Here is a 25,027-nt window from a genome sequence, read left to right as displayed (position 1 = left end):
TTCCCTTAAGACTTGATCACTGACCCCAGGAATCGCGCAAGGTCACGGTACGGTTGAACACCGGAGCACCGGGTTTCGAGTCCTTGATATCCGCGCAGAAGTAACCTTCGCGCTCGAACTGGAAACGGTCTTCCGGCTGTGCGTTGCCCAGCGAAGGTTCGGCACGACAACCAGTGAGTACTTGCAGGGAGTCAGGGTTGATGTTGTCCAGGAAGCTGGCGCTGTCTTCGGCCTTCTCCGGGTTCGGCGAACGGAACAGGCGATCGTACAGGCGCACTTCGCACTCGACGCTGGCGGCGGCCGGCACCCAGTGGATCACGCCCTTGACCTTGCGACCTTCCGGGTTCTTGCCCAGGGTGTCGGGGTCGTAGGAGCAACGCAGCTCGACGATGTTGCCGTCGGCATCCTTGATGGCTTCGTCGGCGCGGATCACGTAGCTGCCGCGCAGGCGCACTTCGCCGGCAGGCTCCAGGCGCTTGTAGCCTTTTGGCGGTTCTTCCATGAAATCTTCACGGTCAATGTAGATTTCCCGGGCGAACGGCAGGACGCGCACGCCCATGTCTTCCTTCGGGTGGCACGGCAGCTCGAGGTTCTCGACCTGGCCTTCCGGGTAATTGGTGATGACCACTTTCAGCGGACGCAACACGCACATGGCGCGCGGCGCACTGTGGTCGAGGTCGTCGCGGATGCTGAATTCCAGCATGCCGAAATCCACCACGCCGTCGGAACGGTTGGTGCCGATCATCTCGCAGAAATTGCGGATCGACTTCGGCGTGTAGCCACGACGGCGGAAACCCGACAGCGTCGACATGCGCGGGTCGTCCCAGCCGCTGACGTGCTTCTCGTCCACCAGTTGCTTGAGCTTGCGCTTGCTGGTGATGGTGTAGTTCAGGTTCAGGCGGCTGAATTCGTACTGGCGCGGGTTGGCCGGCACCGGCAGGTGTTCCAGGAACCATTCGTACAGCGGACGATGGCTTTCGAATTCCAGGGTGCAGATCGAATGCGTGATGCCTTCGATGGCGTCCGACTGGCCGTGGGTGAAGTCATAGTTCGGGTAGATGCACCACTTGTCGCCCGTCTGGTGGTGATGGGCATGACGGATGCGGTACATGATCGGGTCGCGCAAGTTCATGTTCGGCGAGGCCATGTCGATCTTGGCGCGCAGCACACGGGCGCCGTCCGGGAATTCACCGGCGCGCATGCGGGCGAACAGGTCCAGGTTCTCTTCCACGCCGCGGTCACGGAACGGGCTGTTCCGGCCGGGCTCGGTCAGGCTGCCACGGTATTCCTTGGCCTGCTCCGGGGTCAGGTCGCACACGTAGGCGTTGCCGGACTTGATCAGCTCGACCGCCCAATCATGCAACTGGTCGAAATACTGCGAGGCGTAGCGCACTTCGCCGGCCCATTCGAAACCCAGCCACTTGACGTCGCTCTTGATCGCGTCGATGTATTCCTGGTCTTCCTTGGCCGGGTTGGTGTCATCGAAACGCAAGTGCGTGACGCCACCGAACTCCTCGGCCAGGCCGAAGTTCACGCAGATGGATTTGGCGTGACCGATGTGCAGGTAGCCGTTGGGCTCCGGCGGGAAACGGGTGACGATCTGCGTGTGCTTACCCGAATCCAGGTCCGCCTGGATGATCGGGCGCAGGAAATTGACCGGCACGGCCGGGCCGGTCTTGGAATTCGAGGTAGGGTCGACAGTGGGCTTGCTCATAGGATCCTTGAACGTACAAGTGCGCGGCCGGGTGCGGCCTGATAAATCAAAGCCCGTATCATAGCCGATGCTGTCAAGCACCTGACAGGCCGAGCCGGCAAACGATTGAATTTAATCGATGAGCCGATGAAAAACAGCCTCGAAATTCGTGCCCGGCACGCTAAACTGCCCAACCTGGCGATTGCTGCCAGACCGGTTGCGGGCGTCCGCGCCCCCGAAACCCACGAATTCCTTGAAAGAGTAGTGATCATGACCCAAGTCAAACTGACCACCAACCATGGCGACATCGTCCTGGAATTGAACGCCGAAAAGGCTCCGATCACCGTTAAGAACTTCCTTGAGTACGTCGAGGCCGGCCATTACGAAAACACCGTTTTCCACCGCGTCATCGGCAACTTCATGATTCAGGGCGGCGGTTTCGAGCCGGGCATGAAAGAAAAGAAAGACAAGCGCCCAAGCATCCAGAACGAAGCCGACAACGGTCTTTCCAACGACAAGTACACCGTCGCCATGGCCCGCACCATGGAGCCGCATTCGGCCTCCGCGCAGTTCTTCATCAACGTGGCCGACAACACCTTCCTGAACCACAGCGGCAAGAACGTCCAGGGCTGGGGCTACGCGGTATTCGGTAAAGTCACCGCTGGCACCGACGTGGTCGACAAGATCAAAGGCGTGTCCACCACCTCCAAGGCCGGCCACCAGGACGTGCCGGCAGAAGACGTGATCATCGAGAAAGCCGAGATCATCGAAGCGTGATATTGCTGATTTCAGATTTGCATCTGGAAGAGGAGCGCCCGGACATCACCCGGGCGTTTCTGGATTTACTCGCCACACGCGCCCGCTCGGCGCAAGCGTTGTACATCCTGGGCGACTTTTTCGAAGCCTGGATTGGCGACGATGCCATGACGCCGTTCCAGCGTTCCATCTGCCAGGCCCTGCGCGAATTGAGCGACAGCGGCACGGCCATTTTCCTCATGCACGGCAATCGTGACTTCATGCTCGGGCAGGCTTTCTGCAAAGCGGCTGGCTGCACCTTGCTCAAGGATCCGAGTGTCGTGCCGTTCAACGGTGAACCGGTGTTGCTGATGCACGGCGACAGCCTCTGTACGCGGGATATCGGCTACATGAAGATGCGCCGCTGGCTGCGCAACCCGGTCACGTTGTTCATCCTGCGCCACCTGCCACTGGGCAGTCGCCAGAAACTGGCGCGCAAGCTGCGCAGCGAAAGCCGCACCCAGACGCGGATGAAAGCCAACGACATCGTCGACGTCACGCCAGAAGAGATCCCGCGGATCATGCAGCAATACGGCGTGAAGACTCTGGTCCACGGCCACACCCACCGTCCCGCCATTCACAAGCTGCAACTGGGCGAACACGCCGCCCGGCGCATCGTGCTGGGGGATTGGGACAAGCAGGGTTGGGCGTTGCAGGTGGATGAACAGGGGTTTGCGCTGGCGCCGTTCGGGTTTGCCCCGCCGCCGCAACTTCCGGCACCCGATACAATCCCTGACTGCATATAGATCCCTTGTGGGAGCGAGCTTGCTCGCGATAGCGATGGATCAGCCGACAGTGATGTTGAACGTGAATCCGCCATCGCGAGCAAGCTCGCTCCCACAGGGTTTAGGTTGCTTCAATGACCGCTGGCCGCAGGCCCCGCCTTCGCCGCAAACGGCGGCTTCGCCAGCCACACCAGCAAAATCAACCCCATGAACGCCCAGCCCAGCAGCGTGAAGTAATCCACGGTGGAGAGCATGTACGCCTGGCTGGTGAGGATCTGGTCGAGCTGGGCATAGACCGGCGTGCTCGCGCCGCCGAGTTGGTGGATCGTCTCGCGGGTGGCCGGCTCGAAGGTGCTGATGCTTTCGCTCAGGTACGCATGGTGCTGGTCGGCGCGACGGATCCAGATCCAGGTGGTCAAGGAGGCGGCGAAGCTGCCGCCCAGGGTGCGCAGGAACGTCGCCAGCCCCGCGCCATCGGCGATCTGGTGCGGCGGCAGGTCCGACATCAGGATGCTCAGGGTCGGCATGAAGAACAGCGCCACGCCAATGCCCATGAACAACTGCACCAGGGCAATGTGCTGGAAGTCCACTTCATTGGTGAACCCGGCGCGCATGAAGCAGCTCAGGCCGATCGCCAGGAACGCCAGCCCGGCCAACAGGCGCAGGTCGAACTTGTGGGCGTATTTGCCGACAAAGGGCGACATCAACACCGGCAGGATGCCGATCGGCGCCACCGCCAGGCCGGCCCAGGTGGCCGTGTAGCCCATCTGGGTCTGCAACCATTGCGGCAGGATCAGGTTGATCCCGAAGAACCCGGCGTAACCGCCCACCAGCACAATGGTGCCGATGCGAAAGTTGCGATAGGCAAACAGCCGCAGGTTGACCACTGGGTGTCCATCGGTCATCTCCCAGATCACGAAGACCGCCAAGGCAACGACTGAAATCAGCGCGCCAATGACGATGAAGTTCGATTCGAACCAATCCAGGTCGTTGCCCTTGTCGAGAATCACCTGCAACGCACCGACGCCGATGATCAGCGTGATCAAGCCGACGTAGTCCATCGGTTGGCGGCTGGTGACGACGGGGCGCGCCTTGAGCTGCTGGCGCACGACCATCACCGCGAAAATCCCGATGGGTACGTTGATGAAGAAAATCCACGGCCAGCTATAGCTGTCGGTGATCCAGCCGCCGAGGATCGGCCCGGCAATCGGCGCCACCACCGTGACCATCGCCAGCAACGCCAGGGCCATGCCGCGCCTGGCCGGCGGGTATACCGCAATCAGCAGGGTCTGGGTCATCGGGTACAACGGCCCGGCGACCAGCCCCTGGAGCACGCGGAAGCCGATCAGCTCTGGCATGGAGGTGGATATCCCGCACAGGAACGACGCCAGGACGAACAGCATCGTCGCCCACAAAAACAGCTTCACCTCGCCAAAGCGACGGCTCAGCCATCCGGTCAACGGCAGCGCGATGGCGTTGCTCACGGCGAACGAGGTGATCACCCAAGTGCCCTGCTCCGAGCTCACGCCCAGGTTGCCGGAAATGGTCGGCAAGGCGACGTTGGCGATGGTGGTGTCGAGCACCTGCATGAATGTCGCCAGCGACAAGCCAACGGTGCTGAGCAACAGGCTGGGCGGCGTGAAGGACGCGTTATTGCTCATTGCGAGAATCCTATGAAACGGAGGTGGCGAATTACAGGCGCCCCGATGGAATGGAATGACGCCCTGTGGCGAGGGAGCTTGCTCCCGTTGGGTTTGTAGGAGCTGTCGAGCGAAGCGAGGCTGCGATCTTTCCACTGCCAATTGAGTCTGGAGCGAACGATCGCAGGCTTGGCCAGCGCCTACAGAGCCGAGCGGGAGCAAGCTCCCTCGCCACAGGGTTCGAGGGGGCTGCCTCAGCGCTGCGCGGTATTGCTCGTCGCCGCGCTGTTCTCATGAATCAAACGGCTGATCATCGCGTCGGCATCGGCCAACTGGCGGTCGTAGACCTGGGTGCTGAACGAAGCTTTTTGCGGTGGCTGCTGGGCCAGTACCGGTCCGCTCTGGTCATGCAGATTGACGTTGACCTGAGTCGACAGGCCGACCCGCAGTGGATGCTTGGTCAGCTCCTCGGCATTGATATGAATGCGCACTGGCACCCGCTGGACGATCTTGATCCAGTTACCGGTGGCGTTCTGCGCGGGCAGCAAGGCAAACGCACTGCCGGTGCCGGCGCCGAGGCTGTCGACCGTACCGCTGTATTTCACATCGCTGCCATACAGGTCAGCCTCGATGTCCACCGGCTGGCCGATGCGCATGTCGCGCAGTTGGGTTTCCTTGAAGTTGGCGTCGATCCACAACTGATCCAGCGGGATCACCGCCATCAACGCCGTGCCCGGCTGCACTCGCTGCCCCAGCTGCACGGTGCGCTTGGCAACATAACCGGTCACTGGCGCGATCAAGGTGCTGCGCGCGTTGGACAGATAGGCCTGGCGCAGTTGCGCGGCCGCCGCTTGCACGTCGGGATGGGACGACACCACCGTGTCATCCACCAACGCGCTAGTGGTCTTGAGCTGTTGCCGGGCGTTGGCCAAGGCGTTCTGCGCCGAGGTCAGGTCGTCCCGGGCGTGGGACAGTTCTTCCTGGGAGATCGCTCCGCCGGCCGCCAGGTTCTTGCGTCGGCTGTAGTTTTCCTGGGCCTTCTGCACTTCGGCCTCTTGCGCATGCACCTGTGCTTTCATGCCATCGACATTGCTGTACAAGCCGCGCACCTGGCGCACCGTGCGGGCCAGGTTGGCCTGGGCACTTTGCAGCGCGACTTCGGCATCGTTCGGGTCGAATTGCACCAGCACCTGGCCTTCGCGCACCAGGTCACCGTCATCGGCGCCAATGCTCACCACCGTGCCGGTGACTTGCGGGGTGATTTCCACGACGTTGCCGTTGACGTAGGCATCGTCGGTGCTTTCGTTCCAGCGACCATACAGTTCGTGCCAGCCCCAGACACCCACGCCGGCGAGAATGACGATCAGGGCCAGGGCCAGCAGCATCACCTTGCGCTTGCGCGGATTGCTGCCGTCCTGTGGGGTTTGTTGAGTTGTTTCGGCAGTTGCCATGACAAATACCTCGAATCAGTGAGTCGGCGCGGTGGCGGCCGGTGTGGCCGAAGCCACGGTTTGGGTCTCGAAACCACCGCCCAGGGTCTGCATCAGTTGGATCGACAGGTCGATCTGCTCGGCATTGAGGGTCGCCAGTTGGCGTTGGGCCTGGAGCAGTTGCTGCTCGATGCTCAGCACGTCCAGGTAATTGCCGATGCCGGAGCCATAGCGCTGGACCACGGTGTCATAGGAGCTTTGTGCGATATCCACGGCATGTTGCTGGGCGCCGATCTGCCGACCGATGTCACGCAACTGGTTGATGGTGTCGCTGACATCGCCAAGGGCCGCGACCAGGCTCTTGTTGTATTGCGCCACCGCCAGGTCGTAGTCGGCGTCCCGGGCATCGAGGTCGGCCCGCAGGCGTCCGCCGTCGAAAATCGGCAGCGACACCGTCGGCGCCACATTGAAGAAACGACTGGCCGAGCCGAACATCGCATCACCCAACAGCGATTGGACCCCGGCCGCCGCGCTCAAGTTGAGGTTGGGGTAGAAATGGGTCTTGCCGGCTTCGATATTCTTGCTCGCCGCCTCGACCCGCCACCGCGCCGCGACCAGGTCCGGACGACGGCCCAGCAATTCGGCCGGCAGATTCGATGGCAAGGCGACGGCGCTGGCCTGCAGTACGTTGGGCCGGGCGATTTCGTTGCCACGATCCGGCCCTTTGCCCAGCAACACCGCCAAGGCGATCTTGGCGCTCTGCAAACGTTTCTCCGCGTCGATCAACGTTGCATCGGCGCTCGCTTCCAGGCTTTCGGTCTGCTGGAACTGATACTGGCTGTCGATCCCGGCGCCGAGACGACGCTTGCCCAGGTCGAGCATTTGCCGCGTGCGCTTGAGGTCTTCGCTGGCCAAGTCATGGATGATGTGGGCCTGGCCCAGGTCGCTATAGGCCCGGGCCACGTCGGCGGCCAGGGTCAGTTGCGCGGCCTGGCGGTCGATCTCGGCGGCGCGGGCCTGGCCGAGGGCGGCTTCCCAGGCGGCGCGCTGGCCGCCCCAGAGGTCGAAGTTGTAATTGAAATCCATGCTCAGCGACCGCAACGTGCTGTAGGCACCGCCCTGCCCTTGCGGATCCTGGTCGCGAGCCAGGCGTGAACGGCTGACGCTGCCGCTGGCGTCCAGGGTCGGCAGGCGTGCGGCGTTGGCGGCATAGGCGGCGGCACTGGCCTGGTGGACCCGGGCGCTGGCGATCTGCATGTCCGGGCTGTCGTGCAGCGCTTCGCGGATCAGGCCATCGAGTTGTGGGTCGCCGAGGCTTTTCCACCAGTCGCTTTTCGGCCACGAGGCTGGAGACAGCTTGACGCCAGTCAGGGACTGTCCCGCCTGGAGGCTCTTGGCTTCGAGGCTGACCCCTTCGGTCTTCAGGCCGCTGTAGCTGGCACAACCGGCGAGGCTCATGGCCAGCAGCACCAGGCTCAAGCGGGTACGCAAGGTTTGATGCTTCATTTTTCCCCCAATCGCAAAACGGTGATGGGGTCACCGGCGGCGAGCAGTATTTTCTTGAGGATGTCTTCGAGGGTTTGCAGCTCCTCGCGGCTGATGGCACTGGCCAGCTGATTCATCGCGTCGGCGCCAATGAACGGCAGGCGATCGGCAAGAGCCTGGCCGGCTTCGGTCAGCACCAATTGCACTTGGCGCCGATCCTCTGCCGAGCGTTGGCGGGCGAGGAAGCCTTTCTGCTCCAGGCGATCGAGCATTCGAGTCATCGAGCCGCTGTCCAGGGACAGGTACCGGCACAGCTCGACCGGAGTGTCGATGCCGTGCTGGGCCATGATGATCAACACCTTGAACTGCGCGGCGGTAATGCCGACGGGCTCCATGTGGGTGTCGATGATCCGATCCTTGAGCAGCGCGGCACGGCCGAGCAGCATGCCGAGTTGGCAGTTGTGGAAGTCGCCTGGGGTGAAATGTTTCATCTGAATACCGTTGTCGGAAGACGGTTTGCTGCCTAGGCAGTGAATGTATGTCGAGATATTACTGCTTAGGCAGCAAATGTCAAACAAATAGTTAGTTAGCTACGTATGATGTTGGAAGAAAATCGGTGACCCAATGTGGGGGCGAGCTTGCTCGCGATAGCGGTGTATCAGTCAACGAAGATGCTGAATCTGATGGCGCTATCGCGAGCAAGCTCGCTCCCACAAGGGGATTTTGTTTTTTGGGAAGGGATCAGAAATCGCGCTTGTAGAAGATATCCAGCGAACTGGCGACGCCGCTGGCGGCTTCGAGGTAGACCTTCTTGCTCAGCTTGTAGCGCAACGCGATGGTATTGGCCGGCTCGAACACACCCACGCCATAGCGCAGGCTGAGTCTTTCCGACAGGTTGCCACTGGCGACCACGCTGGTGTCGTTGCCACTGCCCTGGGTGTCGAGCTGGAAATCTTCGATCCCCAGGTTGTTGGCCAGGCTGGTGGTCACGCCGGCGCTGCCCATCAAGCCCAGGCCCAGCGCTGCCTGGGCGAGCATGTTGTTGTCCTCGCCGGTGGTGCTCAACGGCCGCCCCAGCACCAGGTAGGACAACGCCTGCTCCTGGCTCATCGCCGGCTCCGAGAAGATCTGCGTGGTCGGTTGCTCGGCGCTGCCGCTCAACCGAATACCCGCGATCACATCGTCGGTCTGGCGGATCGCCTCGATGTCCAGGTACGGCTGGTCGATCGGTCCGGCGAACAACAATCGCGCCCGGCGTACCGTCAGGCGTTGTCCGTAGGCCCGGTATTTTCCGTCGTTGAGCCAGAGTTCGCCGCGCGTGTCCATGTTGTCGCCGATATGCACCTGCCCTTGTACGTTGGCGGTCAGGCCGAAACCCGAGAAGGCGAGCTTTTCCTGGCCGACAATGACATCGATGTCCATCGCCATCGCAATCGGTGCCTTGCCCTCTTCGGTCTGGTGGCCAACGATCACTGTGTCATCCGACACTTTGACCGTGGACGGCGGCAGCTCGCGAACGGTGATCTCGCCCTTGGGCACCAGAACCTTGCCGGCAATCGAAAGGCGCTCGCCCTGCATCGTGATGTTCAGGTCCGGCGCCACGTCCAGCACTGCATAAGGTTCAACGGTGACCGGCAGTTGCGAGCCCTTGAGGGCCAGGTCCATGGTCAGGGCCTCGCCCCAGCCGATGCTTCCGGTCAAGCTGCCCTGCCCGCTCTTGCCACTTTTCCAGGCGCCATCGAGCCGTACCGTATCACCGGCGATCATGGCTCGCAGTCGCAGGGCTTCGAGGCTGATCGGCAGTTCCGGGCCGGACACTTCGCCGTCGCTGAGCACCAGGTTGCCGTTGACCTGGGGCGCGAGCAATCCACCGGACAGCGTGCCGCTGCCATTCAAATGGCCGGTCAGGGTTTCCACCATCGGCACGAACGGCCGGGCCACCGACAGGTCCAGGCCATTGAGTCGGAAGGAGCCGCTCAAAGGTTTGCTGGCCGGCAACGGATTGATCCGCGCCTGGAGCGTCAGCTCACCCAGCCTCGCACCGACGAAATTGACGTCCGTATCGATGCGCGTGGGCGTCAGGCGGCTGCTGAGCGTCAGGGTCTGGTAGGGGAAATCCAGCCATTGCCCCTTGCCCTGCTCTTTATCTCGAATCCGTAGCGTACCGCCGCTGGCATCCACCGACACTCGGCCATTCGGGCCGCTGGCTGGCAGGTCCAGTTGCAGGTCGGCGTTGAGCTGTCCGCGCCAGCCAAAATCCTTGGGCATCCACTGGGCCAGGCTTTCGATGGGGAATTGCTTGAGGTGATAACGCAGCTTTGGCTCCGGCATCAATCGCTGATCTTCCCCGCAGAGGCTGGCCTGGCCGGATCGCCAGCAGTGGGCACCGAAGTTCAGCGTCCCGTTGGCCAGGCGCTCCAGCTTCGCCGGTGCCTGCAAGCGCCAGGTCTGTCCGCCGACCTGCACGTCGCCGCTGGCGAGGCGTCCGCGCCAGTTGCCTTGGTCGAGCGAACCGTTGAGGGCCAAGGCGGTTTCCAACTGCGGCCCCTGCAGGTCGACGTTGAGCTTCTGTTGCTTGATGTCGCCCTGGCCGCTGACCGTCAACACGCCCAGTGATGTTTCGCCGGCCCGGATGCCGCTCGCCTTCAGGTCGACCTTGCCCCGCTGCGCACTGTCGAGCGTCGCGTCCAGGTTCAGGCTTTGCAGGCGGTTGTCCTGGAAGGCCAGTTGCGTGCCTTGCAAGTCGAGCTTGCCTTGCGGTGCCTTCAGCGTGCCGGCGAGATCGACGCGGCCGCTGACTTGGCCACGCAATTGCGGCCAGAGCTGGGCCAGGCGCAAGAGCTTGATATCGATCTGCCCTGTCAGTTTCTGCTGCAGGCTGCCCGTGCCGTTGATGCGGTTGTCGCCCAGACGAATGTCCAGTGCGCCGACGTTCCATTGTTCGCCCGCGCCACTGGCCTTGGCCTGGAACAGCGCCGGCTGACCGCGCAGCTTGCCCTTGAGGTCCAGGTCCGCGTCGAGCTCGAGGCGCTCGTTTTTCATCGTTCCCTTGCTGCGCAACGGCCCGGCCAGGGTCCCGGGCAGCTCGCCGAGCCAATACGCCGGGTTGATGGCCGACAATTGCAGCGCCGTATCCCAGGCAATGCCGTCGGCAAATTGCAGGCTCAAGTGCCCTTCGGCCTTGCCCTGCCCGGCGACGAGCTTGAGCTGTGGCAAATGGATCTGCGTCAGGTCGCCGCTGAACGGGCTGTCCAGGCTGAATGCCCCGGCCGGACCGTCCAACGCCGCCTGGAAGTTGCCGAGGTATTGGCCATCGGTGTACGAGACCTCGCCATTGAAACTGCGCAGCGTGACCTGCGGTTCGTCGATCAGCGGATAGAGGCGATGCCAGGGAAAATCCAGCCACGCGACTTTCGCTTCGGCACTCAGGCCTTCGCGCCAATCCACTTGCCCGCTGAGCTTGAGGCTTTGCCGCTCGCCCGCCTCCAGATCGAGGCCAGCGATCTGCGCACCGTTGGCGTCCACCTTGCCTTGCAACAGCAACGCCACCGGTCCTTTTTCGGCGGGAAGGGTCGCTTTGCCAAGCAGCTGGTAGCCACTTTTCAGGTCGCCTTCGCCGGTCAACTCCAACTGATCAAGCAGCAATGTGTCCGGCAACCCGGCGCTGGCCCTGAAGCCGTCGGCGGTGATGCGCACCTTGGCTGGCAGGTTGTCCGCCAGGGGTTGCAGTTCGCCGGCCAGGCGGCCTTGCAGATAACCGCTGCTGTCAGCAGTGAGATCAAGGGTCTTGAGCAGATCGCCGTCGACTTTCAAATCCAGCGCCCAAGGCGTCGCACCCGGCGCCGGCAGCGTCAACCGGCCCGCAGCACTCAGCGGCCAGTCCCCACGCGGCCGCAACAGGCCGGACAACTTCAGGCTCAGTTCGTCGCGCTGGAGCTGCACCGAGTCGATCTGCAAACCTTCTGCAGTCCAGTGCGCCGCCAGTTGCAAACCCTTGAGCTGCTCCGTGCCGTTGAATGACAGGCTGCCCACCTGGACATCGCCCAGCTCGATCGCCAATGGCAAGTCCAGGTCCGGCAGGCTGATCGGACCGCTGCTCGGCTCATCGGAAGAGGCCGGCAGTTGCAAGGCGATGGTGTCGGCCTTGAGCTGATCGATGCACAAGGTCATGCGCAACAGGCACGACGGCGACCAGGCGACTATCGGCTGGTCGAGCTCCACCCGGCTGGCGTCCTGCTGCCACAGCACCCGGTCGGCGCTCCATTGGCCGCCCAACCGCCCCTGGAAATTCTCCACCGTCAGACCCGGCACCAGGCCGAGGGCCCAGCGGCTGCCAAACGCCGTGCCCAGCAGGATGCTCAAGACCAGTGCAATGGTCACCAGCAGCCCGCCGAGCGCCAGCAAGGTGACTTTCAAACCGCGATTCACAACTCTGGCCCCATGGAAAAGTGCAATCGAATGCCGCCCTCGTCGTCCAGCGCGTGGGCCAGGTCGAGGCGGATCGGGCCGACCGGCGACACCCAGCGCACGCCGATGCCCACGCCGGTCTTGAGGCTCGGCAGGTCGAGGCTGTTGAAAGAGTTGCCCTGATCAACGAAGGTCGCCACCCGCCATTTTTCGGCAACCGAATATTGATATTCGAGGCTGCCGGCCACCATGTAGCGCCCGCCGATGCGATCACCTTCGGAGTTCTCCGGCGACAGGCTCTGGTAGTCGTAGCCGCGCACGCTCTGGTCGCCACCGGCGAAAAACCGCAGGGACGGTGGAATGGACTTGTAGCCATTGGTAGCGCTGCCGCCGATCTGGGCCCGAGCCAGGAAACGATGCTTGTCGAACACCGTGGTCAGGCCCTTGACCATGGCGGTGCCGTATAGAAGGTTGTTGTCCGAGCCCAGCCCTTCCTTGGCGACCTTGGTGTCGAATTGCAGGCGATAGCCATGGTGCGGGTCGATACGGTTATCGCTGCGCAGGTACGAATAGCTGACGCCCGGCATCAGCAACGTGCTCAAGCCCGCATCGTCGCCGAGGCGGTACTCCTCGCGCTGCCACTTGAGCGACACCACCCGCTGCCAGCCGCTGGGCAACTTGCTGTGCCATTCGGGCCCCACGGTCAGCAGCTTGCTGAGGGTGTCGGTACCGGCCAGTTCTTCATATTGATAACCACCGGCGTAGCGCAGCTTGTCGGTCAACGGCGGGTCCAGCGGCACGTCGTACCAGAGGCCGACATTTTGCCGGGGCGCCGAGACTTCCGCTTCCCAGCCGTAGCTGTGCCCTTGCGGATTGACCCAGTGGCGCGTCCAGTTGGCCTTGGCCCGTGGCCCGACGTCGGTGGAAAAGCCCAGCCCCAGGCCCATGGTGCGCGGCTTGCGGGTGTCGAGCTTAACCGCGACTGGAATGACATTATCGGTAGCCGCGGTGGGTGCCGCATCGACCCGAACACCCTCGAAATAGCCGCTCGATTGCAAGGCCTGGTTGAGTTCGGCAATGAGCTCGGAGTCGTAGGGCGCGCCGGCCTTGAACGGCACCATGCGTCGCAGCAGGTCCTCGTCGAAGGGTGTGTCGCCTTCAAAACTGACCGGGCCCAGGGCGTAGCGCGGGCCGCTGTCGTAGATCAACTCGATGTCGGCAATGCCGGCCTGCGGGTCCACGCGCAAGGTCTGGCTGACGAATCGCCCACTGAAAAAACCATAGCGCGAGGCCTGGTTCAGGATCGTTCGCTTGGCGTCTTCATAGCGACCATGATTGAGCACCGCGCCTGGCTTGAGGCCCGCATTGCCTGGCACGCGGAAGCCCTTGAGCGACGCCGCCGGGCCTTCGATGCGGATCGTGACATTGCGCAAGTGCACCGGCTCGCCGGGGTCGATGGTCAGGATCAGGCGCGGCGCCTTGCCCGTCGTGACCTCGCTGTCGATCTGCGGCTGGTAATAGCCCAACGCCTGGGCCGCTTTGCGCGCCTGCTCCTCGGCGCCGCGACTGAAGCGCAGCAACGCCTCTTCGTCACGATCACCCACGCCACCGATGTAGCCTTCTACGTTGGCCTTGAGTTCGTCATTGGACGGTTTGACCCGCACATCCAATTCACTTTGTGCCAGCGCCACGCAGCTGAGGGACAGCAAGAGCGCGCCACCGGTCATTCGTCCTGGGAAATTCATGGCGCGGATGCTATCACGAGGTTGGGAGCCTGATAGAGCCAGACGATTCCCAAAAGTTCGTGCGACTAAGCCGTCGCGCTCTGCAGGACCTGCGGGTTCGCATGAAAGAAAACATGCTCGCGGATCGGTCCTACCGCAATTTCGCCAATTTCCTCATAACCCTGGCGTTTATAAAATTCGAGATAACGCGGATTTCCAGTGTCCAGCACCACGCCTTGGGAATGCTCGTCCACGGCACACCAGTTGTGCACCGCCTCGAGCAACTGTTCGCCGTAGTGTTTACCCTGGAATTGCGGATGAACCCCCAGCAGTGGCAATACGTGCACCGCGTCCGAAGGCAGGCAGGCCAGCACCGCGGCGTGGTACTCCAGGTACCGTCGGGTACAACGGAACCCCGTGCTCAAGACCATGCGCAGGCGCCAGGCCCAGCTTTCAGTGATGCCCAGCCGGCGTTGCGGCGGGGCGATCAGGGCGATGCCGATCAGGCGGTCGTTGACCAGCAGGCCGATCGCCGGCAGCTCCTGGAGGAAATGCTGCTTGACCAGCTCGCGCACGGTCGCCCGTACCCGCTGTTCATAGCCGGGCCGCTCGGACTCGAACAGGTAGCTGAAGGTCGGCTCATGACGATAGGCCTGGTACAACAACGAACGTGCTTCGCGGGAATAGCCGCTGTCGAGCATATGGATATCAGCGATGGCGGTTGCAGTTTCAGGCATGGTGCTGGATCTCCTGGAGGCGAGGCTTGGCAATGAGCCCTGTAGGAACTGCGTAGGAACTGCGTAGGAGCTGCGTAGGAGCTGCCGAGTGCAACGAGGCTGCGATCTTTCCCCTGACACCCGAATCTCAAGCGAAGGATCAAAAGATCAAAAGATCGCAGGCTTCGCCAGCGCCTACAAAGCCGAACGGGGAAATCTCCTCACCACAGGACATTAGCAGTGCATTTGTCGTACTGCCACGCTGGCCCCGTTCCCACATGTCAGCTAGCATCGCAGTTTTGCCAGGACAGCCGACCATGAAGATCGTCTCCTTCAACATCAACGGCCTGCGAGCCCGTCCCCATCAGTTGGCGGCACTGATCGACAAGCACCAGCCGGACGTGATCGGGTTGCAGGAAACCAAGGTCCACGACGAACAGTTCCCGCTGGCCGAGGTGCAAGCCCTGGGTTATCACGTGCATTACCACGGCCAGAAAGGCCACTACGGCGTCGCCCTCCTCTCGCGCCAAGCGCCATTGACCCTGCACAAAGGCTTCGAGACGGACGACGAAGATGCGCAGCGGCGTTTCATCTGGGGCACGTTTGCCGATGCCAACGGTGTGCCGGTGACCATCATGAACGGTTATTTCCCCCAAGGTGAAAGCCGCGATCACCCGACCAAGTTCCCGGCCAAGGAGCGTTTCTACAGCGATCTGCAGCAATTGCTGGAAACCCGCTTCAGCAACGACCAGCCGGTCGTGGTGATGGGCGACGTGAACATTTCCCCGGAAGACTGCGACATCGGCATCGGCCCGGACAACATGAAGCGCTGGCTCAAGACCGGCAAATGCAGCTTCCTGCCCGAAGAGCGCGAGTGGATGGCGCGCCTGAAGAATTGGGGCCTGGTGGACAGCTTCCGCCACCTGAACCCGGACGTGACCGACCGCTTCAGCTGGTTCGACTACCGCAGCCGCGGTTTCGAAGACGAACCCAAGCGCGGCCTGCGCATTGACCTGATCCTGGCGTCCCACGGCCTGCTGCCACGGGTCAAGGACGCGGACGTGGACTATGAACTGCGAGGCATGGAAAAGCCGTCGGACCATGCGCCGATCTGGTTGGAATTGAGCTGAATCCAAACCTTCAGGTTCTCTGTAAGAGATCCCCTGTGGGAGCGAGCTTGCTCGCGATAGCGGTTTATCTGCCACATCAATACTGACTGTGCTGCCGTCATCGCGAGCAAGCTCGCTCCCACAGTTGCCGCGCCGGTTATTCGCCGGCGTCGCACCCCTGTCATCTTTCAGTAACGCGACTGACTTAATCTTCCGGCACTTCCCAAGGTCAGAAGGTGCCGGCATGCGGCTGTGCGTTGTGTTTTTCCTCGGCTTCTGGCTGCCGTGCGCCGCATGGGCGGACCGCTTGCCCATTCCTGATCACGGCCCTGCCCTGCGCCTCCAGGGCTCCAACACCATCGGCGCGGCGTTGGGGCCAGCCCTGGTCCGCGGGCTGATGGAAAACCAGGGCCTGCTCAAGGTCAGTAGAGAAATCACCGGTCGCGACAATGAACAGCGCATCGTCGGCCAGACCGCCGATGGACGCCGTGTGGCAATCGACATTGCGGCCCATGGGTCCAGCACCGGTTTCGCCGCGCTCAAGCAATCCAGCGCGGACCTGGCTGCCTCCTCCCGGCCGATCAAGGACAGCGAACTGAAAGAACTGATGCCGCTGGGGGACCTGAAAAGTCCTGCCGCCGAGCAAGTCATCGCCATCGACGGCCTGGCGATTATCCTTCACCCACAAAACCCATTGCGCCAGCTCGACACCGTGCAACTGGCACGCATCTTCAGCGGCGAGGTAAAGACCTGGGAAGCGGTGGGTGGCGTCGGTGGCCCGATTCATCTGTATGCCCGGGATGAGCAGTCCGGCACCTATGACACCTTCAAGGAACTGGTACTCAGCCGACAAGGAAAAAAGCTGGGTCCTACGGCCAGACGCTTCGAATCCAGCGATCAACTGTCGGATGCTGTCAGCCAAGACCCGCAAGGCATCGGTTTCATCGGCCTGCCCTATGTGCGCCAGGCGAAACCTCTGGCGATTGTCGATGGTGACTCCCAACCCATGTTGCCGCTGAACCACCTGATCGCCACCGAGGACTATCCCCTGTCCCGGCGTTTGTTCTTCTATTTACCGCCCTTGCAGACCAATCCGTGGGCCGAGGCGCTGGTGGACTTCACCCAAAGTGAACAGGGCCAGGCCATCGTCGCGGCCAACGGCTTCATCGCCCAGACCGTCCAGGCGATGTCCGTCACCCCCAACGCCTTGATGCCCGAGGGTTATCAAGCCCTCAGCCGCCATGCCCAGCGCCTGACGGTGAATTTTCGTTTCGAAGAAGGCAGCGCCACTCTCGACAACAAGGCGCATCAGGACCTGGGTCGCGTACTCGACTACATCAAGCAGCATGGCAAGGCCGACCGGCGCGTGACCCTGGTGGGTTTTGGTGACGCCAAGGATGATCCGGCGCGGGCCGACCTGCTGTCCAAACTGCGAGCGATGGCGGTGCGGCGTGAATTGGTCAAATTCGGCGTGGCGTTGCGTGAGGTGCGCGGTTTCGGCGCGTTGATGCCGGTGGCGGCCAACAGTGAAGATGAAGGACGGGTTCGCAATCGGCGGGTGGAGGTTTGGGTTTACTAGAAAGTTACGCAATCAAAGCGAACCCGGTCATGTGGCGAGGGGATTTATCCCCGTTGGGCTGCGCAGCGGCCCCCAAACCAGCCAACTCGGTGTGCCATTAAATTGAGTTCACTGTTTTAGGGCTGCTGCGCAGCCCAGCGGGGATAAATCCCCTCGCCACAAAAGCGCTGATGTTTATCTCGATATTCTCGGCGTAGGAACGAACGCCCTCTTCTTGCGCCATTGCCTACAACTACGCCAGAATCCGCCGGCTTGTGCGCCTTGGGGGCGGGCCTTATTGTTGCTCGGTCGCTGAAAATCAGCGATCGGGTTTGGTAGCCCGGGTAAAACTAAGGCGCACAGCTCCGGCATATTTATTATGGCGGCTGTGCGCGGGGCGCCTCTTGGCGCGCTGGGTTTGCCTTGGTACCCGGTCTACCAACCTGCGTATAGCCGCCACCCAATGTTTGGTAGCAAAGGGTTGCGGCTCCCATTACCAAGGAGTTTCATCATGTTCAAAGCAACCCCAAACCCGCCGGACAACGATCCAGCCGACTCACCAGCACTCGACAAAGCGGCGGCAGACCGCGCCCTCGATTACTACCTGAAACCCAAATCCAGCAAGCCGAAAACCGACCCAGGCCAGCTCTTCACCCTCATCAACGGCATCGACACCGAAGCCCTGCTCGCCAACCTCAGCGAAACCCTGGCCTCGGCCAACGCCATGATCAATGACCTGGCCTTCGACCTGGACGGCTCGCGCCGGCACGTCGCCCTGGGCATCCTGCAATTGATCGAACTGAGCGGGTTGCTGGCGAATCGCGCGCTGGATAACGTCGACCCACGCTAGTCGAGGACAACCCTGTTGTGGCGAGGGGATTTATCCCCGCTCGGCTGCGGAGCAGTCGCAACCCTGCTGGCGGGGTTTATCTGGTGTACCGCGCCACTTGGTTTTGGGACTGCTTCGCAGCCCAGCGGGGATAAATCCCCTCGCCACAAGGATTTTTGGGGTCCGGGAGTGGACAGCTACCGCCCCGCCAATTCCATGATCATCCGCGAGAGCAAATAGATTCGCGGCACCACGCTTTCGACCTCGGCATATTCCTCGGGTGTATGGATATTGCCGCCGACGATGCCAAAGCCATCCAGCGTCGGCGTGCCAACCCCGGCAGACAGGCTGGCGTCCGCCGCCCCGCCACTGCCTTCTTCGGTGAGTTTGCGCCCCAGTTCGCCGTAGATACCCTGGGCCATGGCCATCAATCGATCCGACTCCTTCGTCTGTGGCATCGGCGGCAAACCGCGCTGCAAGCTGGTGGTGACTTCAGTGTCGGTGATCAATTTATCCTTCGAGACTCGCGCGAGGTCTTTTTCGATGCGATCGAATTCTTCTGGCACCGCCGCCCTCACGTCGGCCTTCGCCGTGGCCTGGTCGGGAATCACGTTGGTCCGGTCACCCGCCTTGAGCACGGTGAAGTTGATGGTGGTTTTCTTCTCCGCGTCGCCGAGCTTGCCCAGTTGCAGAATCTGGTGCGCCGCCTCCATCGCCGCGTTGCGCCCCAGCTCCGGCGCCACGCCCGCGTGGGCCGCCTTGCCCTTGACCTCCACCAGCGCCGTTGCGCTGCCCTTGCGCCACACCACCAAACCGTCAGCCGGACGCCCCGGCTCGAGATTGAGGGTTACATCATGGGCCTTGGCGGTTTTCTTGATCAGGTCGGTGGCGACGTCCGAGCCGGTTTCTTCGCTGGCGTCGAGCAGGAACGTGATCTGCGCGTAATTCTTGAAGTCCAGGTTCTTCAGCACTTTCAACGCATAGATGCCGGCGACAATGCCACCCTTGTCGTCCATCACCCCCGGCCCGTAGGCCCGGCCATCCTTGATATGAAAAGGTCGCTCGGCGGCGGAGCCTTCCTTGAACACCGTGTCCATGTGGGCCATCAGCAGGATCTTCGCCTTGCCGGTGCCCTTGAATGTCGCCAGGACATGCTGAGTGCCGTCCGAATTCGGCACCTTCTCGATGGTCGCCCCGAGCTTCTGCAATTCGTCGATGGCGATGTCGCCGACCTGGGTCAGCCCCGGCACATAGCCGGAGCCGGAGTCGATGTTGACCAGCCGTTCCAGCAGTTTCAGGGCCTCGCCCTTGTACTGCTCGGCATCGGCCAGCACTTGCTGATGGGGTTGGGCAAAAGCAGCAGGCGCCAAGGCACTGAGGGCCAGGCTCAGGCCAAGACTGACGGCCAGACGGGAGCGACGAGCGATAACGGTCATGAGTTCATCCTTGTTTCGTCGGGAAAGTACCCTTGAGGGAGTCAAGGGCACCCTACCCGACAAAACGCCAACGCTCTAGACCGTCGACGTCTCCAACACCGGTCGATGTCGCTGGCAGACAAGCCGATTACGCCCGCCCGTCTTGGCCTCGTAGAGCATCTGGTCAGCGTCGTTGAGCCATGCAGTGGCATCGCCATAAGCCGGGTTGAACGCCGCCAGGCCAATGCTCAGGCTGACTTTCAAGGCCGGATCCTGCTCATAGGCGAGCGTGGCAAAGCGCTCGCGCAAACCGTCCATGGCCTGCACCGCGTTGTGCAAGGTCAGGTCCGGCAGGATCACGCAAAACTCGTCGCCACCGTAGCGCCCGACAATGTCGGCAGCCCGCAGGTTTTGCCTGAGCAGCTTGCCGAGCTGGCGCAGCACAACGTCGCCGGCACCGTGGCCGTAGGTGTCGTTGATGGTCTTGAAATGGTCGATATCGATCAGCGCGATCGCGCCCTGGGTTCCGTCCGATGGATGACGCAGGCAGCGCTGGAATTCTTCGTTGAGTCGATCTTTCCAGGCGCCATGGTTGAGTAACCCAGTGAGGCTGTCGGTGCGACTCAAGGCCAGCAATTCTCGCTTTTGCCGGCCGAGGGTGTAGGCCTGGCGAAAACAGATCCAGCCCAGCGCCAGTGGGTACAGGCACAGCAGCGGCAGACAGGCATAAAGCTGTGCAGGGCTGGTCATGGGCACGCTGGCCAACGGGAAAATCACACTGCCCACCGCAATGCCTGCCGTTTGGGCCGCGGCCCCAACCAGCAGGAAACGCAGGCCGCCGATGGCGACATTGTTCATGGCCATCATCGCCAGGGTGACGGCCGTGGGTAGCGGATTGAATTGCATCGCGGCGACCCAGAAGCCGCCGAGAAAGGCATCGATCAGCAGGTTGCGGTGTTCGGCGTGATACGGCACCGCCGAGCGACGGGCCCATTGATAGGACACGTGCGGCCAGAGCAAGCCGTTGAACAGCATGAAGCCCCAGACCCAGGGCGCCGGGTCGAGAGGCTGGACGGCGACGCTCACCACGAGCAACCCCAGGGTCAGGCCGAGGATGCGTGATGTGTACAGCCTCCTGGCCAGCGAAAGTCCCTTTTTTCCCGTCTTATGCATAGAGGCCTCTGCACCGCAGGTCTCCCGATCACCGGGATGGGGTTGTTGGGAGTCTATCAGGGTGGCGTCAAATAGCCATTACTCCATACAGGGGTATTTATCCCACCGGACGAACGTAGTTCTTCGCATATCTTGGCTATACATGAGGAGGGGGAATTGTTGTCCGACACAGCGCGTATCAAAGCAGACACCTGCCTGACATCGCGATATTCCGAGGTTTCAGCTTCACTTACCTTGATCCGTCGATTCATACCGACGCGTCAACATCTCACGTGACCCATGGAGGGCAACGACATGCTGGTGTTGTGGGTGGTCCTCGCCGTGTTCATCGCCTGGAGCTGGCTGACGTATCCGGGCATCGGCCACGTGCTGTATGACCTGGGTATGGCCCTGGAAGCGCGGATTTACCGGCTGCACAAGATCACGGTGCCCATCAGCGAGATGACGGTATCGACCTGGCAAGGTGGCCCTTATGAAGCGTCCGGCAGCATCCTGATGCTGCATGGCTACAGCGCCGACAAGAACCTCTGGCTGCGCTTCGCCCGGCATTTCGTCAGCCAATACCGCGTGGTGATTCCCGACCTGGCTGGCCATGGCGAAACCGGCTTCAAGGCTGGCGGCGGCTATGACATTCCGACCCAGGCCCGACGGGTGATCGAGCTGCTCGATGCCTGCGGCCTGGACAAGGTCCATGTGATCGGCAATTCCATGGGCGGCCACCTCGCGGCGTGGCTGGCGGCGACCTCACCCGACCGCGTGCTGACCCTGGCGCTGATCGACCCGGCGGGCGTCACCGCCCCCCAACCCAGCGACATGGAACGCCACCTGGCCGCTGGGCATAACCCGTTCCTGATGTATTCGCGGGATGATTTCGCACCGTTCTACGCCATGACCATGGCCTCGCCGCCCTGGTTGCCCAGCGTGGTGCTGGCGGCGCTGGCCGAGCGTTACGAACAGCGCCGGGAGGAACTGGCGGAAATTTTCGTCGACTTTCGCGCCAGCCCACCGATGGAGCCCCGCCTTGCCGACATCCGCGCGCCGTCGTTGTTGCTTTGGGGGCGCAAGGATCGGTTGATCGACGTCAGCAGCGTGCCGGTCTGGAGCAAGGGCATCGCCGACCTGCGCGTGGAAATCTGGGACGGCGTCGGCCATATGCCGATGGTGGAAAAACCTGGGAAAACCGCGGCGTTGTATCGGGATTTCCTGAGGGGATTGGGGCAGTGAACACAAGGCAGGCTTGATTGCTTGCGACGACGTCTTCGGCGGGAGCCTTCGGATCAGTCCCTGGCAGAATGAAGTCCTGAAGATTCTTCGTTTGCCGGCATTGGCGAAGGCTGCGATCTTTCGTTCAACTTTCCCACAGTCTCGCCAGGAATTCTTACGATGAGCTTCGTCAGCCCCGACTTGATCCGCCAACGCTTTTCCAGGGCGATGTCCGACATGTACCGCGACGAGGTGCCGCTGTACGGTGCATTGATGAACCTGGTGGAACAGACCAACGCCCGGGTGCTTGCAAACGACTCATCACTGGCCGGGCACCTGCGCAGCACCGGCGAGCTCGAGCGCCTGGACCTGGAACGCCACGGTGCGATCCGCGTCGGCACCGCCGCCGAGCTGGCGATGCTCGGTCGCCTGTTTGCGGTGATGGGCATGGAGCCGGTGGGCTATTACGACCTCACGCCTGCCGGGGTACCGGTGCACTCCACGGCATTTCGCGCTGTTCACGAGGCATCGTTGCAAGTAAGCCCGTTCCGGGTCTTCACCTCGCTGTTGCGCCTGGAGCTGATTGAAAACACCGAGCTTCGGACCTTTGCCGAGTCGGTGTTGGCCAAACGGCAGATTTTCACCGCCGACGCCCTCGATCTCATTGAGCTGGCCGAGCGCCAGGGTGGCCTGACGGAGCACCAGGCTGACGAGTTTGTCCTGCAAGCATTGGAAACTTTCCGCTGGCACCACAGCGCCACGGTCACCGCCGAACAATATCGACAACTCAGCGCCCAGCATCGGCTGATCGCCGACGTCGTGGCCTTCAAGGGCCCACACATCAATCACCTGACGCCGCGCACCCTGGACATCGACATCGTCCAGGCCCAGATGCCGCGGCATGGCATCACGCCGAAGGCCGTGGTCGAAGGTCCACCTCGCCGACAGTGTCCGATCCTGCTGCGCCAGACCAGCTTCAAGGCCCTCGACGAACCCGTCGCGTTTACTGACTCGCCTCAGTCCAAGGGCAGCCACAGCGCGCGTTTCGGCGAGATCGAACAACGCGGCGCCGCCCTCACGCCCAAAGGTCGTGCGCTGTACGATCAATTGCTCAACGCCGCACGGGACGCCTTGGGGGAATTTCCCAACGAAGCCAACGCGCAACGCTACAACGCGTTGATGGCTGAACATTTCGCCCAATTCCCGGACACCCTCGATGAGTTACGCCAGCAGGCACTGGCCTACTTCCGCTACTTTCCGACACCGAAGGGCCTGGCCGCCAAGGGCACATTGGCCAGACCGCTCACACTGGAGCACCTGTTGGAACAGCAATACCTGCGCGCCGAGCCCTTGGTGTACGAAGATTTCCTGCCGGTCAGCGCCGCCGGTATTTTCCAGTCGAACCTGGGCGATGCCGCCCAGAGCCACTACGCCGGACAATCCAATCGGCAGGCATTCGAAACCGCACTGGGACGATCAACCATCGATGAGTTGGCGCTGTATGCCGCGACACAGCAGCGCTCCATCGATGAGTGCATGTCTGCATTGGGTGCGTAGAAAAGCCGAAAGCCAGGCGACGCAAGAAGTTGCACGGGGGCGCTGGCTCCAATCCAGCGCTGGTCGCCGTTTCAGCCGCCCCAGCGCAGTGTGCAATCGACGGGGATACACGGCGCAGTCCATTGCGTGAATGTCCGGCGCTTGATGCCGGATTCGACAGCAACGCCTCATCAACCCATTGATTTATAGATGTTTTTTAGCGAATGGCACAGCTCTTGATAACTCAGGCAGCCTCGGGACGATTCGCGACCCGGGCTTTCAGATTATTCCGCAAGGAGAGCATCCATTGGCTACCCCCGCTTACATGTCCATCGAAGGCACCAAACAAGGCCTGATCACTGCCGGCGCGTTTACCGCCGACTCGGTGGGCAACACCTATCAGGAAGGTCATGAAGACCAGGTCATGGTGCAAGGCTTCGAGCATCAGGTGATCATCCCGCGCGATGCCCAGTCTGGCCAGCCGACCGGTCAGCGCGTGCACAAGCCACTGGTCATCACCAAGGTTTTCGACAAGGCCTCGCCGCTTCTGCTCGCTGCCCTGACCAGCGGCGAACGCCTGACCAAGGTCGAGATCCAGTGGTTTCGCACGTCAGCCGCAGGCACCCAGGAGCACTACTACACCACCACCCTGGAAGACGCGATCATCGTTGACATGAAAGACTACATGCTCAACTGCCAGGACCCGAACAACAGCCACTTCACCCATCTGGAGGATGTCCACTTCACGTATCGCAAGATCACCTGGACTCATGAAGTCAGCGGCACGTCGGGCTCCGACGACTGGCGTTCACCGGTCGCCGGCTAAGTCGCACAGGTGTTCGCCCAGTGCGACGGCCTCGGCATTCCATGCACTGGTAAAGAGCCTGACACTGGGCGAACGCAGACAATAATAGTGGAGCTTGCGCGGGATGTCCGTGAGCCCCACTTAAATAATTCTTCACACCCTGTGGCAAGGACCCTTGCCCTCTCCCGTCGGCAGCTTCAGTCGCGCCGCGCCGTTTTCTGTGCATCGGTTTCCTGCGCGCCAGGATGACCTTGGCGTTGCTCTCGCTTGGCCGCGTCGTTGTCCCGCTCTACTTCACCGGGCAGGGCCGGCTTATCGGGGTTGTGTTCGGTTTGGTCGGACGTCGGTTTCATCGTGAATTCCTTGAGCTGCAGCGCCTGCTATTGGCGCGGGATTGGATGGCGGCGATGGCGTCTTGATCCAGGACCGGGTGGTCTTTTTCGCGATCCGGCTCGCTCCCACATTGGCATGCATGCTTCTGTGGGAGCGAGCCTGCTCGCGAAAGGGCCGTCAGAAAATCAGGCGTCGGGGTCCGCCACTTCCGCTGCGACGTTGGCATCTGGCGAACGCTGGTGAAGTTCCTCGGCCCTGGTCTTCAGTTCTTGCCAGCGGTCCAGGTCAATCTCTCCCCGGCCGAACAGATCGTTGGCCAACCGCATCAGCTCGGTGAAATGAGCGTCGGGCGATTGCTGGAAATAAGCCTTGTCGTCGAACAGTCGCTGCCAATCGGCCAGCGACGGTGGTTTGAGGTCATCGCTCATGAAGGGCTCCCGCGAGGCATTCA

General features: G+C 62.0%; 20 protein-coding genes. 8 read left to right on the top strand and 12 right to left on the bottom strand.

Annotated elements, in window-relative coordinates; translation table 11 throughout:
- Nucleotides 1–16: 16 nt before the first annotated feature.
- Nucleotides 17–1,714: a glutamine--tRNA ligase/YqeY domain fusion protein gene (locus M8Q45_RS07225; RefSeq protein WP_249874121.1), complete on the bottom strand. Its 1,698-nt coding sequence runs from the start codon at nt 1,712–1,714 to the stop codon at nt 17–19.
- 249 nt (nt 1,715–1,963) lie between these two features.
- On the opposite strand from M8Q45_RS07225, the gene M8Q45_RS07220 reads away from it, so the two are divergent.
- On the top strand, nt 1,964–2,470 hold the full coding sequence (locus M8Q45_RS07220) for a peptidylprolyl isomerase (protein WP_249877281.1): 507 nt from the start codon (nt 1,964–1,966) through the stop codon (nt 2,468–2,470).
- Complete coding sequence (locus tag M8Q45_RS07215; protein ID WP_249874120.1) at nt 2,467–3,234, top strand: UDP-2,3-diacylglucosamine diphosphatase; 768 nt, start codon at nt 2,467–2,469, stop codon at nt 3,232–3,234. The genes M8Q45_RS07220 and M8Q45_RS07215 overlap by 4 nt, the downstream gene beginning before the upstream one ends.
- A 110-nt stretch (nt 3,235–3,344) precedes the next feature.
- On the opposite strand, the gene M8Q45_RS07210 is transcribed toward M8Q45_RS07215, so the two are convergent.
- The 7 genes from M8Q45_RS07210 to M8Q45_RS07180 all read right to left on the bottom strand — a co-directional run bounded on the left by M8Q45_RS07210 (nt 3,345) and on the right by M8Q45_RS07180 (nt 14,636).
- Nucleotides 3,345–4,874, bottom strand: a complete 1,530-nt coding sequence (locus M8Q45_RS07210) for a DHA2 family efflux MFS transporter permease subunit (RefSeq protein WP_249874119.1) — start codon at nt 4,872–4,874, stop codon at nt 3,345–3,347.
- A gap of 233 nt (nt 4,875–5,107) precedes the next feature.
- The gene (locus tag M8Q45_RS07205) at nt 5,108–6,304 is read right to left on the bottom strand and encodes an HlyD family secretion protein (protein ID WP_249874118.1); all 1,197 of its coding nucleotides are present in this window, start codon (nt 6,302–6,304) and stop codon (nt 5,108–5,110) included.
- A 15-nt stretch (nt 6,305–6,319) separates the two neighbouring features.
- Nucleotides 6,320–7,789: an efflux transporter outer membrane subunit gene (locus M8Q45_RS07200; protein WP_249874117.1), complete on the bottom strand. Its 1,470-nt coding sequence runs from the start codon at nt 7,787–7,789 to the stop codon at nt 6,320–6,322.
- Nucleotides 7,786–8,259 (bottom strand): MarR family winged helix-turn-helix transcriptional regulator, encoded by a 474-nt coding sequence (locus M8Q45_RS07195; RefSeq protein ID WP_249874116.1) that lies wholly within the window; start codon nt 8,257–8,259, stop codon nt 7,786–7,788. Before M8Q45_RS07195 ends, M8Q45_RS07200 begins: the two co-directional genes overlap by 4 nt.
- Before the next feature lie 250 nt (nt 8,260–8,509).
- Nucleotides 8,510–12,196, bottom strand: a complete 3,687-nt coding sequence (locus tag M8Q45_RS07190; protein ID WP_249874115.1) for a translocation/assembly module TamB domain-containing protein — start codon at nt 12,194–12,196, stop codon at nt 8,510–8,512.
- Complete coding sequence (locus M8Q45_RS07185) at nt 12,193–13,920, bottom strand: autotransporter assembly complex protein TamA (RefSeq protein ID WP_249874114.1); 1,728 nt, start codon at nt 13,918–13,920, stop codon at nt 12,193–12,195. Before M8Q45_RS07185 ends, M8Q45_RS07190 begins: the two co-directional genes overlap by 4 nt.
- A 65-nt stretch (nt 13,921–13,985) precedes the next feature.
- The gene (locus M8Q45_RS07180) at nt 13,986–14,636 is read right to left on the bottom strand and encodes a GNAT family N-acetyltransferase (protein ID WP_249874113.1); all 651 of its coding nucleotides are present in this window, start codon (nt 14,634–14,636) and stop codon (nt 13,986–13,988) included.
- 296 nt (nt 14,637–14,932) lie between these two features.
- Between M8Q45_RS07180 and xthA the strand changes: the two genes are divergently transcribed.
- From xthA to M8Q45_RS07165, 3 genes are all read left to right on the top strand, one after another.
- Complete coding sequence (gene xthA, locus M8Q45_RS07175) at nt 14,933–15,745, top strand: exodeoxyribonuclease III (protein WP_249874112.1); 813 nt, start codon at nt 14,933–14,935, stop codon at nt 15,743–15,745.
- Between the two features lie 223 nt (nt 15,746–15,968).
- The gene (locus M8Q45_RS07170) at nt 15,969–17,303 is read left to right on the top strand and encodes a substrate-binding domain-containing protein (RefSeq protein ID WP_249874111.1); all 1,335 of its coding nucleotides are present in this window, start codon (nt 15,969–15,971) and stop codon (nt 17,301–17,303) included.
- Between the two features lie 490 nt (nt 17,304–17,793).
- The gene (locus M8Q45_RS07165) at nt 17,794–18,132 is read left to right on the top strand and encodes a DUF6124 family protein (protein ID WP_249874110.1); all 339 of its coding nucleotides are present in this window, start codon (nt 17,794–17,796) and stop codon (nt 18,130–18,132) included.
- 176 nt (nt 18,133–18,308) lie between these two features.
- Here M8Q45_RS07165 and M8Q45_RS07160 read toward each other — a convergent pair whose 3' ends face one another.
- Both M8Q45_RS07160 and M8Q45_RS07155 read right to left on the bottom strand, forming a co-directional pair.
- Nucleotides 18,309–19,547, bottom strand: coding sequence for a M20/M25/M40 family metallo-hydrolase (locus M8Q45_RS07160; RefSeq protein ID WP_249874109.1), 1,239 nt, complete (start codon nt 19,545–19,547; stop codon nt 18,309–18,311).
- A 75-nt stretch (nt 19,548–19,622) separates the two neighbouring features.
- Nucleotides 19,623–20,699, bottom strand: a complete 1,077-nt coding sequence (locus M8Q45_RS07155; RefSeq protein WP_249874108.1) for a diguanylate cyclase — start codon at nt 20,697–20,699, stop codon at nt 19,623–19,625.
- Nucleotides 20,700–20,993: 294 nt separating this feature from the next.
- Here M8Q45_RS07155 and M8Q45_RS07150 point away from each other — a divergent pair, with 294 nt between their 5' ends.
- From M8Q45_RS07150 to M8Q45_RS07140, 3 genes are all read left to right on the top strand, one after another.
- Nucleotides 20,994–21,923, top strand: a complete 930-nt coding sequence (locus M8Q45_RS07150) for an alpha/beta fold hydrolase (protein WP_249874107.1) — start codon at nt 20,994–20,996, stop codon at nt 21,921–21,923.
- Between the two features lie 159 nt (nt 21,924–22,082).
- Nucleotides 22,083–23,459, top strand: a complete 1,377-nt coding sequence (hglS, locus tag M8Q45_RS07145; RefSeq protein ID WP_249874106.1) for a 2-oxoadipate dioxygenase/decarboxylase HglS — start codon at nt 22,083–22,085, stop codon at nt 23,457–23,459.
- Nucleotides 23,460–23,745: 286 nt separating this feature from the next.
- A complete protein-coding gene (locus M8Q45_RS07140) occupies nt 23,746–24,264 on the top strand; it encodes an Hcp family type VI secretion system effector (protein WP_030142096.1) in 519 nt (172 codons plus the stop codon).
- 176 nt (nt 24,265–24,440) lie between these two features.
- On the opposite strand, the gene M8Q45_RS07135 is transcribed toward M8Q45_RS07140, so the two are convergent.
- Together M8Q45_RS07135 and M8Q45_RS07130 are read right to left on the bottom strand one after the other, a co-directional pair.
- Nucleotides 24,441–24,596: a hypothetical protein gene (locus M8Q45_RS07135; protein ID WP_249874105.1), complete on the bottom strand. Its 156-nt coding sequence runs from the start codon at nt 24,594–24,596 to the stop codon at nt 24,441–24,443.
- Between the two features lie 165 nt (nt 24,597–24,761).
- On the bottom strand, nt 24,762–25,004 hold the full coding sequence (locus tag M8Q45_RS07130) for a hypothetical protein (protein WP_249874104.1): 243 nt from the start codon (nt 25,002–25,004) through the stop codon (nt 24,762–24,764).
- Nucleotides 25,005–25,027 lie beyond the last annotated feature (23 nt).

The organism is Pseudomonas sp. T1.Ur (assembly GCF_023516725.1).
Taxonomy (GTDB): Bacteria; Pseudomonadota; Gammaproteobacteria; order Pseudomonadales; family Pseudomonadaceae; genus Aquipseudomonas; species Aquipseudomonas alvandae.
This window is presented reverse-complemented; position numbering and strand designations above follow the sequence as displayed.

Excerpts from the sequence above, each read along its gene's own strand:
- M8Q45_RS07130 (WP_249874104.1), bottom strand. The coding sequence starts at position 25,004 with ATGAGCGATGACCTCAAACCACCGTCGCTGGCCGATTGGCAGCGACTG.
- M8Q45_RS07180 (WP_249874113.1), bottom strand. The coding sequence starts at position 14,636 with ATGCCTGAAACTGCAACCGCCATCGCTGATATCCATATGCTCGACAGC.
- M8Q45_RS07185 (WP_249874114.1), bottom strand. The coding sequence starts at position 13,920 with ATGAATTTCCCAGGACGAATGACCGGTGGCGCGCTCTTGCTGTCCCTC.
- M8Q45_RS07200 (WP_249874117.1), bottom strand. The coding sequence starts at position 7,789 with ATGAAGCATCAAACCTTGCGTACCCGCTTGAGCCTGGTGCTGCTGGCC.
- M8Q45_RS07220 (WP_249877281.1), top strand. The coding sequence starts at position 1,964 with ATGACCCAAGTCAAACTGACCACCAACCATGGCGACATCGTCCTGGAA.
- M8Q45_RS07150 (WP_249874107.1), top strand. The coding sequence starts at position 20,994 with ATGCTGGTGTTGTGGGTGGTCCTCGCCGTGTTCATCGCCTGGAGCTGG.
- M8Q45_RS07205 (WP_249874118.1), bottom strand. The coding sequence starts at position 6,304 with ATGGCAACTGCCGAAACAACTCAACAAACCCCACAGGACGGCAGCAAT.
- M8Q45_RS07210 (WP_249874119.1), bottom strand. The coding sequence starts at position 4,874 with ATGAGCAATAACGCGTCCTTCACGCCGCCCAGCCTGTTGCTCAGCACC.
- M8Q45_RS07225 (WP_249874121.1), bottom strand. The coding sequence starts at position 1,714 with ATGAGCAAGCCCACTGTCGACCCTACCTCGAATTCCAAGACCGGCCCG.
- M8Q45_RS07165 (WP_249874110.1), top strand. The coding sequence starts at position 17,794 with ATGTTCAAAGCAACCCCAAACCCGCCGGACAACGATCCAGCCGACTCA.
- M8Q45_RS07160 (WP_249874109.1), bottom strand. The coding sequence starts at position 19,547 with ATGACCGTTATCGCTCGTCGCTCCCGTCTGGCCGTCAGTCTTGGCCTG.
- M8Q45_RS07195 (WP_249874116.1), bottom strand. The coding sequence starts at position 8,259 with ATGAAACATTTCACCCCAGGCGACTTCCACAACTGCCAACTCGGCATG.
- M8Q45_RS07170 (WP_249874111.1), top strand. The coding sequence starts at position 15,969 with ATGCGGCTGTGCGTTGTGTTTTTCCTCGGCTTCTGGCTGCCGTGCGCC.
- M8Q45_RS07135 (WP_249874105.1), bottom strand. The coding sequence starts at position 24,596 with ATGAAACCGACGTCCGACCAAACCGAACACAACCCCGATAAGCCGGCC.
- hglS (WP_249874106.1), top strand. The coding sequence starts at position 22,083 with ATGAGCTTCGTCAGCCCCGACTTGATCCGCCAACGCTTTTCCAGGGCG.
- xthA (WP_249874112.1), top strand. The coding sequence starts at position 14,933 with ATGAAGATCGTCTCCTTCAACATCAACGGCCTGCGAGCCCGTCCCCAT.
- M8Q45_RS07155 (WP_249874108.1), bottom strand. The coding sequence starts at position 20,699 with ATGCATAAGACGGGAAAAAAGGGACTTTCGCTGGCCAGGAGGCTGTAC.